This window comes from Neisseria flava (genome assembly GCF_982712965.1).
On the sequence record NZ_CEXQBZ010000050.1, the window covers coordinates 1 to 9,868 of the forward strand.

At 49.7% G+C, this 9,868-nt stretch carries 4 protein-coding genes; all 4 read right to left on the reverse strand.

Annotated features, from left to right (window positions below):
• Positions 1-420 precede the first annotated feature (420 nt).
• The 4 genes from AC5M9B_RS03335 to AC5M9B_RS03350 all read right to left on the reverse strand — a co-directional run bounded on the left by AC5M9B_RS03335 (position 421) and on the right by AC5M9B_RS03350 (position 9,648).
• The gene (locus AC5M9B_RS03335; protein ID WP_070655740.1) at positions 421-3,183 is read right to left on the reverse strand and encodes a TonB-dependent receptor domain-containing protein; all 2,763 of its coding nucleotides are present in this window, start codon (positions 3,181-3,183) and stop codon (positions 421-423) included.
• A gap of 706 nt (positions 3,184-3,889) precedes the next feature.
• On the reverse strand, positions 3,890-7,108 hold the full coding sequence (gene recC, locus AC5M9B_RS03340; RefSeq protein ID WP_487648255.1) for an exodeoxyribonuclease V subunit gamma: 3,219 nt from the start codon (positions 7,106-7,108) through the stop codon (positions 3,890-3,892).
• Between the two features lie 339 nt (positions 7,109-7,447).
• Positions 7,448-9,289: a PglL family O-oligosaccharyltransferase gene (locus AC5M9B_RS03345; protein WP_083310420.1), complete on the reverse strand. Its 1,842-nt coding sequence runs from the start codon at positions 9,287-9,289 to the stop codon at positions 7,448-7,450.
• The gene (locus tag AC5M9B_RS03350) at positions 9,289-9,648 is read right to left on the reverse strand and encodes a DUF2069 domain-containing protein (protein WP_070655751.1); all 360 of its coding nucleotides are present in this window, start codon (positions 9,646-9,648) and stop codon (positions 9,289-9,291) included. Before AC5M9B_RS03350 ends, AC5M9B_RS03345 begins: the two co-directional genes overlap by 1 nt.
• Between the last annotated feature and the right edge of the window lie 220 nt (positions 9,649-9,868).

The window sequence follows — 9,868 nt, forward strand, 5'->3', positions numbered from 1 at the left end:
AAGTTCGTCTGAAACATCTTTTCAGACGACCTTTTTATATGAGGATACCTTTGCAATAACATGAGTTATTAAAATTTTATGCCCAATACCATTTTTATAGTGGATTAAATTTAAATCAGGACAAGGCGACGAAGCCGCAGACATTACAGATATTAAGGCAAGGCGAGGTAACGCCGTACTGGTTTAAATTTAATCCACTATAAAATGAAGAACCTCCCTGATTTCTTCCACTTTTTTCTCAATATCAGTTTAGCCAATTGAAAATTTTTTTGGCGCATTTTTATGCGTCAAATTTCGTTAACGTACCATTTTTGCAAAGGTCTCAGATTGAAAACTTTGAGAATATATTGAAAAAGCCGGCAAACATTATGTTTGTCGGCTTTTTAGTCAGTACAGTATTAAGAATGCTGACGGTTAGGTTTAGAACTTATAACTGATGGTAAACAGCAAAGTCCTGCCACGCGCATAGTTATTCAGAACGGAGCGTGTCGTGCCGCCATATTTGCCATTGCATAAACCGTTGGCATCACATTCGACTTCTTCGTCATCTAAACCTCCTTTTCTTTCAAATACGCTGAAATAGCGCTGAGTTGCGGCATCGTTTGCGGCATCCAAAGGATCGATATAGCGCTTATTGAAGGCATTTTGAATGTCGAAACGAAGGATAAGGTTTTTCTTCGGTTCGTAATTGGCATAGAAATCAAAAATCAGCGGCTGTCTGTTGATGCTTTCTGTTTTTTTGATCGCCCTTCTGCCCATTTGGTGTGAAGAGTAGGTGTTGGCACCGGTTGTACCGTCAACAAATTCTTCCTCAGTCGTTGCCCGTGTACTTTTGCCGTAATAGCGCATAATGCCGCCGATGGTCAATTTGTTGCCCAACCAGCGGGAACCCAATTCAAACCGCCCGTAATCTCGGGGCAAGCGGGAAATTTTGCTTAAGCCGTAACCTTGTTTGATTTGGTCTTCTTTAGAAGAATTACGGGGCGATTCGCTGGCATCGCTATAATTGGTCGGCTGGTTGGTTTTTTGATATGCGTAAGACAGGGTTGAAAAAAAGCGGCCGAAATCATAGTTCATTTCCACTTCCAAACCATTTTTATGGACAGGTTTGGCATAGTTTCGATGCTGGATAGAGTATTGCAGGCCGGTACTGGTTACCCAGCTGGGTGCTTTATCCAAATCCCACCATTTGCCATAAACATTGTGAATATAGTTGTTTATCCTGCTGCGATAGGCGACCAGTTTGAAACCCAATACATCATCCGGCTTGAAAATCCCTTTTTTGAAAGTATTGAAGCCTATTTGGTAAGTATTGGCCTGTTCCGGCTTAAGGGCGGTATTGACGCCCGAGTCTCCGATTTGTGAAAAATACATTTCTTGAATATTCGGCATTCTATGCGTACGCGAATAGCTGATAAACGGCATAAAGTAGTCGTTGACATTGATGTTTAATGCCACTGAATGGTTTACCGCATGCTTTTTACCGGATTTGGTATAAACCGGTTCGTAAAGGTCGCAGCTTGGCGTGCAATGCTGTTTATAAATTTCAGAATCTTCTCCAAATGCTTTTTTAAAGTCTTCTTGGGTATTGAAGTAGTCGGTATATTCGCCTTTGTAGCGGTAGTTGACCATATTGGTGCTGTAATTCAATTGATAAATGCCTTTTTTCAAGGAAGTATCAAAATAGAACGTATTAAATTTTTGCTGGCCTGAAGGTTGTAATATGGTTGATTTTTGGGGAAATATTCCTTTGTCTCCTTTGAAGCGGCCTAAAAAGCTGTACAGGCCGGCATCTTGATCGGGACCGTCGTAAAACAGGCTCAGCTCTTCCGGAAAGCGGTTTTTACTGTATTGGTTTTTAAAGAAATTGAAACCGACGGTGGCTTTTAAATCTGTTTTGTTGGGAAGGTTGAAAGAGAAGCGGTTGTTGATATCCAAAAGATTGGCTGTGTTTTTGGTTTCCAAATAATCCAGCAGCCCCCATCCTGAAAAACGTGAGTTTTTCGGATATTTTTGTTTTCCCAGATTATGGGCGGCCAACACGTTTAAATCGACATAATCGCCAATGTTTAAGTTGTAATTGGCTTGATAGTTGCGGTTTTCTACTTTGCGGCTGCCGATACGGTTGTTCATGGTACGAAGCTGAAGATCCAACTTGTTGTTGTCGTTTTCGTATTCCACTTTGACCAAATGGCTGTTTGAGCGTTGTTGCAGGCTGGTCGGGTCGATTGGAGTCAGGTCCCATTGCGGTGCTAAATTCTCTTTCCAGCTTCTTTCCAAATCATCAACATAATCTCTTTGCAAAACCTCAGGATCGTTATATTTTTTGGAGAAAGGGTAGTCCCAATAGCTTTTACCGACCGCATTGCGTTTGGAAAAGTCGCGAACCCAACGATTTTGCCCTTGGTCGAATTTCAATAAGTTGCTTTCAAAATATTCTTGTTTTTTACGGTCTAAATATTCTTCGCCAAAATTGCCGATACGCTGACCGCCGCCGCCTACTTTATAGTTTTGCTCGACATTACGGTGGCTGTAACCATATAACGCGCCAAGGCGCGCACCGCTGTCAAACCATTTTTGTACCGCTCCGGTTGCCATAAAATTGCTTTTGGTGCTGTTTGTGCCGGTTAATCCTTTGGTTAAAAGCCCAAAGGTATGGTTTCCGTGTACCACATCGTCCACCCGTAAAGTACGGAAATTGGCTGTACCGGATAAGGTATTGATGCCGTTGGCACCTGTGAAACTGCCTTTGGTTACATCCACACCGGCAATAAAATTGGGATCCAGTGCCGTACCGAATTGCGAAGAGCTGCCGCTGCGTCCGGCATCGGCAGAAGTGGAATAGAAGGTTTGGGTTACGCCGTCAACCATCGTATTGACGCGTCCCAAACCGCTATCGCCACGAATATTGACCGCCAATACCCCCGATCCCTTGTCTTGTTGGGTGAAGACGCCGGGCATGCTCCGCACGATGGCATCGATGTTTTCGCTGGATTGATAAACGCGTTCACGCGAACTTTTGGCTTGGCCTTCGGTAAAAACTTTTTTCTCTTTGGCAATGTATTTGCCTTTGACTTGAATTTCATCAAGCTCTTGAGTTGAAACCTCGTCTTCTGCGTGTGCGATACTTGTTATAGCCAGTAAAGATAATGTCAGTAGGTTTAATTTGAAATTCGGATTCATAATAGTTACCTCAGAAACGAAGTTCGTTACTTTATAACATATTATTAAACTTTACAAATATTTTAATAATGAATTTTATTTATTGAAAAATAAAACAGATTCTTGTTTTAGGAGATAACTCAAACGCATATGATGAATATGGCTGAAAAGATAAAGCGGGTCTGAATTTGAATTTTATTAGCAGGGAAGAGGGAAGATTTAATTGGATTTAAACAGACGAAAGAAGAAAATTTGATTGCAATATGTGAATTGGGCCGTCGGTTTAAAATGAAACCGGCAAAAAACGTGAAATGCAAAATATAAAGTCAATATAGAAAGGTTTGAATTCAGTTGAAGCAAAGGCCGATCTTTGCAAAATTCTTCTTTCTCTGACAGCCTAAACCCAAATATGGGTTTTCGGTTGCTGGGGAAAAGGGATTTTTGCAAAGGTTCGGTTGTATAGTGGATTAACAAAAATCAGGACAAGGCGACGAAGCCGCAGACAGTACAGATAGTATGGCAAGGCGAGGCAACGCCGTACTGGTTTAAATTTAATCCACTATATTTCGGCAACTGTTTTTGAAACATCTCCTTTTCGAATTTCCAATGGATTCCAGTTTGGTGAATGACGGCGGAAGTGAGGGTTTTAAAAACAGGTTTACCGGGGAAGAGGTCGTCTGAAACGATGAATTCACGTTTTCAGACGACCTCTTCCGATTTGCGGCTTCTATGCCGCATCGGACGATTCTTCCTTGACCGCGTCCAGCAGCGGTATCAACAGCTCTTCCACCAATCTTTGGAACAACGCCCCTTCCACCGGCTCGGTGTCTTCGTTGCCGAACACTAGGGCGACTTCGGTATAGTCTTTTTGCCCTTTGCTGACTTTGTTGCCGTGATAGCTTTCCTTGGCTTTGTTCAGGGCATCTTCCCAGCTCTGTTTTTTGCCGTAGGCTTCGGCGGCGGCGAGACTGGTTTTGGCGAAGAAAGGCAGCGGGCGCGTTTGTCCGAGATTGAAGAACGTCAGCCATTTTTGCAGCATTTGTTGCGCTTGGCTGCTGGGGATTTCGGGATAAAGCCTTGTTTCTTCAGGCTGAACAATATGGGTTTGGCGGGTTTCGGTTTCAGACGACCCTACTGCCGACCCTACCGCGCAAAAGATTAAATGTTCGAGCAGGAGGGCGATGCGCTGCGGGGCATTGGGTTTGCGGTCGAGGTAGAACACTTGACCGCATTGGTACAGGTTGCCGAGGCTGCCTTGCAGGGTTTGCCCGTCGAACGGGATTTCGTAGGCGAAGGGCGGCAGTTTCGGGCTTTGCAGCAATGCGCCGTCTATGCGTTTGGCGGCGGCTTGGAAATTCTGCTGCCACAATTTACCCAATTCACCGGCGGGTAACAGGCTTTCGGCATCGAGGCGGACGGCGGTTTCTTGAAAGTCTTGGTTGTGGCGGCGGGCGTCAAGGTAGGCGGCGGCGATTTTGTCGGCGCGTTGCGGCTCGAAGGGTTCGGCGGATTCCCATGCTTCGTCGCGGTAGGGTTCGCGCCAGCCCAAGGTTTGTTGCAGCCATGCTTTGACGGGATTTTTCCAGAAGCGGATAAAGTCGTCCTGCCAAACGGTCGGTGCGGGGCTGTTTTCTTCGAGGGCTTCGCTGAAAAACGGACGCGCCTGTTCGCGCGGACGGTTGAGGGCTTCGGCGTAGTCCTGCCGCGTGCTGAAGAGGTCGTCTGAAATGTTGTCTGCTATGAAATAGCGGTGGGAGAACGGTTGCAGCGGATGTTGCTCGACCCAGTGTTCCGCCAGTTCTTTGCTGCGCCGTCCGGTCATGGCGGCGATGGTGTCGATGAATTCGCTGACAAGGGCGGAGGGGGCGAGTTCGTCGTCGTTGCGGATGCTGCGGCCGACGTAGGAGAGATAAAGGATGTCGCGCGCGCTGATGATGGCTTCGAGGAAGAGGTAGCGGTCGTCGTCGCGGCGGGCGCGGTCGCCTTTTTGCGGGTGTTTGGCAATCAGGTCGAATACTGCGGCTTTGGTATTGCGCGGGAAATCGCCGTCGTTCAGCCCCAACAGGCAGATGACTTTAAACGGCAGGCTCCTCATCGGCACCATGCTGCAAAAGGTGATGCCGCCGCGCAGGAAGCCCGCTTGGCTTTCGCTGCCTAAAAAGCGGCGGATGTGGTGGATGACCGTGTGTTGCGGCAAAGTACCGCAAAAGCCTGCCAACGCGGTTTCTTCCTGCCATTTTGCCAACGCCTGCTCAAACTGCTGCAAGGCGTATTGGTCGTCGGCGTCGGGCAGAAACAATGACTGCACCAAATCGCGGCAGCATTCCGTCCATTCCTCCGCCGCTGCGGGTTTGCGCCACTCGGCGGCGAGGCGTGACAGTGTGCGGATGAAGGCGGCAAAGCGGCCGAACACATCGAGGCGGTTGACATCACCGTGCCACGCGCTGACGTTTTGCCAGAGCGGGCTGCCGTCGTCAGGCAGCATCCAGCCCAACACGATGCGTTCCAACGCCTGCTGCCAGGTGAACAGATTGTCCGCCGCGCCGCGCATCGTTCCGTCCAACCCCCAATGCACGTTCAATTCGGCAATGGTGTCGTGCAGCAGCGGCAAATCGTCCGCCGTCAGCCCGAAACGGCGCAGCACCAAACCGCTTTCCAACAGCGGCAGCACTTTATCGACTTCAAACCGGCTTTCCAGCAAATCCAGCGTCTGCTCCAGCGCGTAAAGCAGCGGCTGGCGGCGGCTGAGTTTCACGTCCGACACCGAATACGGCAAAGCCTGCGCCCCGCCCTGCGCCTGCCCGAACACCGCTTCGATAAACGGGCTGTATGGTTCGATGTTCGGCGTCAAAACGGCAATATCGTGCGGCTGCCAGTCGGGATGTTCGTGCAGAATCCGCAACAGCTTGTCTTTCAAAATCTGCAATTCGCGCAGAGGGCTGTGTGCCGACACGATACGGACGGAGCCGTCGTCCAGCAAATCCGCGCGGCTGTGTTCAGACGGCATCCGCAGGTTTTGAATGTCGTTTTGCAGGCAGTGCAGCAGCGTGTCGTCTGAAACCTCTTCAAACACGGGCTGTTCCTCCAAGCCGATTTCCGTCAGAAAATCAAAAAAATCACGCCCCTGCTTGCCCAACGACGCCAACAGCGGATGCCCCGTCTGCGACAAATCCGCCTCGTCGCCGCCCTTCAAAAGCTGCGCCGCCTCAATCACATTGCCCCAATACTGGCCGCTCGGATTGAGCGCGAACACAAACACATCGCAATGTTCCGAAATTTTCTGCAAAAGCTGCAAATACATCGGCGCCATCGTCGAAATGCCGAACACGAAAAACCGCTCGGGCAGGTGCGCCTTATCCAAAGACGACAGCAGCTTTTCCCACAACGCCACACGGTGCGGCGCGGATTGGTTGCCATCGTCCAAATAGCGCCAAAGCTGCGCCTGCCAGACCTCGTCGTCGCCCAGCCCCAGAAGTTTACCTTCCTGCCAGGCATCAATCCACTGCGGCCGGTACACCAGATACTGGTCGAAAATATCCGCCAACTGCCCCGCCAACTGATAATCCGCCGACTCGCCGCTGCCCAAATAGCTTTGCAAGACAGAACGGACGTTTTCAAACTCAGAGGCCGTCTGAAAACGCTCGCTGCGGAACAAATCCAAAAGCCGCCAGCGCATCACCTCCGGCGAAAACGGACTGAGCGCGGGAATATCGGGAATCAGCTTCTGCATCAACTGCCACGTCAAACCCGCCGGCAGGCTGAATTGCAAATTCGCCGCCACCCCTAGTTCGCGCGCCAGATACACGCTCAAATAACGCCGCATCCCCTGACTCTGTACCACAATCTGTTCCGCCGCCAAAGCAGACTCAAGCGGCCTGACCCTTTGGATTCCGGCAAACAGGGCGGCTAGCGATTCAAGGCGGTTGGATTGGTAGAGGTAGAACATGGCGGGAGTAGGGCGGTGGATAATAAACGGGATTATATAGTGGATTGAAATAGAAAATACCTGCGCGTGAATATCGGTACAGGTATTTTTATTTGGATCGACAGGATATGGGCTTATCGGCTGATGACGGTTGTTTTACCGCATCTGTTTTAGGGATGGAATAGTAACGGAGAGAGATGGGTTTAAGGTCGTCTGAAAATGTTTCAGACGACCTTAAAACATCTTTCAATCGCTATGTCCGAATATGGTTTCTCTTGCCAGTGGGAAATGGTAGGCCGGCTGTTTATTGGGATTGATAGTAAAAGGTCGTCTGAAAATATTTCAGACGACCTTGGTTGTTTACGATGCCGCTATTTCCGCCGCGCAAGGTTTGGCGGTTTTGTGTTTTGGAGATTTCAAGAAATTGCGGCAATCTTCCAAAATTTGGGGCAGAAGCGGTTCGAATTCCTTTCTGCTGCGGATTTTGCCGGTGTAAAACGGCATCGTGTAAGGATAGTAATAATACATGTCTTGCATCCATTGCGCGCCTTCTTTGGTTTTACCTTGACGGTAGAGGTAGAGGCCGACCTGGTAGGCATTGCTGTAAGGGCGGTAGGTGAGTGCGTCGAATGCCGCTTTTTGCGCCCAAGGTTGGACTTTTTCATCGGCCGGATCGGCACGGCGGGTCAGGCTCAGGTCGGCATAATAGGCCAGCATGGGACTGGTTTCGGAAATGCGGCGCAGTCCGGAAATTTTGGCGTTGACTTGAGACGGGTCGTCGGTTTTGGGTTGACGGCTGTAAGCGGTCAGGTCGGTGTAGTTCCAGCCTAAGTGCAGCGTGCCGCCGATAATGGCCAATGCGGCGATACCGCCTGCCAAATTGCGGCGGCGGGCTTGTTTGATTCCGTCGGATACATCTTCAAAACGCGCGCTTGAGAGCGAAAGCATGAGGGCGAACGGAGTCAGGAAGTAGATGTACCAAAGCGGGTATTCGAGCATGCTGTGGCACATGGTTACGCTTGCGGCGGTCAGTAGGAACAGGTTGGCAGGATTAGACGGACGGGTAATCAAACGCCAAACGCCCGCCAGCATGGTTCCCGCGCTCAATAATGCACCTGTCAGCCCCATTTCGGCAAGGATTTGCAGGATAAGGTTGTGGCAGTGGGTGAACAAAACGCCGAGAATGTTATTGGCAAAGTACTGTTTTTCCGCATTTAACAGGAAACTCAGGCTGCCGAAGCTGTTCCAGCCGTGTCCGAAGATTGGGGAGCGGGTAAAGGCGGTCCAAGCATTCCGCCATTCGATTTGGCGTGCAGAACCTTCAAAATCACTATGACCGGCGCGTTCTATGGCGGTTTCGTAACGGCTGTTGCCCAGTAAATCAAGCAATGCCCCCATGCCGAACTGAAAAACCGCAGCCAATACCGCTGCGAAAAAGAAGATTTTAATTAAGCGTGCCGATTCGCGGCCTGCCCGCCAGTACCAAAAAGGCAGAATCAATACGATGGCGATGATGTAGCCCAAGATAGTGCGCGAGTTGACCAAACCCAAGACGGCAGTCAGCAGAAATACGCAAACCAATCCCAGCCAGTCGGGCATTTTCCGCGTTGCCCACAAATAGGATGCGGCAAGTACGCCCCACATCAGATAATGGCCCAGATGGTTGCGTTGTCCGAGCTGACCGTTTACCGTTCCGCCGCCGTAAGCCAATATGCCGTGAAACAGGGAAATGTCCGACCATCCTTTGAACTGCATAAACGCCACGACAGCCTGCGCAGCTGCACCAAAAAACAACGACCATGCGAATACGGTAACAACTCGATCCTGCCCGTAAGCGGAAATCCAGCCGCGACAGGCCCAGGCAGATAGGGCGAGGATGACGAAAGTCCATGCCGCCAAGTCGCTCATTCCTGGATACAGCAAACCCATTGCCCGTGGCTGTATCGCCCAATATGCCGCCATCAGCAACAGTCCGACAGATACATAAGGCAGGCGGATATTGAGCAGGCCTTTATATGCCGAAGCCAAAACTAAAATTGTCGCACCCAAGAGGGACCCGGCTTCAAGGTAGAAGCTCGGCAGCGGGCCTACGCGGTAAATCGACAGGAAAGGGACGGCGCAAACCCAGATAAAACAAATCCATAAAGGCAGCAGGCGGACATTCCATTCATTCTTAATATGATATGCGGTACGGGCAAACATCATTTCCCCTCTTTTTTGTGTTGTTTGATAAATGCGAGGCAGGCGATAAAGAAAATTATGCAGGAGCTAAGCGACAATGCGGCGCACAGACGTTCGGCAGGTGAAGCGTCAAACAGGCGCATGACCGCTTCGGCAAAATAAATCAGAATCAGCATGGAGCTGTATTGATAAGTATAAATACGGCCCTTGAGTATGCCGCCCAGCGGCAGGCATAAAGGCAGGGCTTTGAGGGCAAGCCATGAACCGCCGTCGCGCAAAGGCGCAATCCACAATTCCCAAGACAAGGAAAGAAGGATCAGAAAAATCAGGCTGGCGCACGAGGCAAGATAGGGTAGGGAAGGTTTCGATGATGTATTCACGGGCAAGTCTGAACGGTTTTTAGCCGGATATTGGAACGCGAATTATACCGAAACAGGATGTGATGACGCAAAAAGGTCGTCTGAAACCCACTATCTGAAGGTTGAACTGCACCCCAAAAGTTGGACACATCCCCTCCAACTCGCAAGGTGCAGTTTTTTTATGAGCAAATATACATTACACTTCAAATACCAAGCCGTACTCCACTACCTGCACATACGC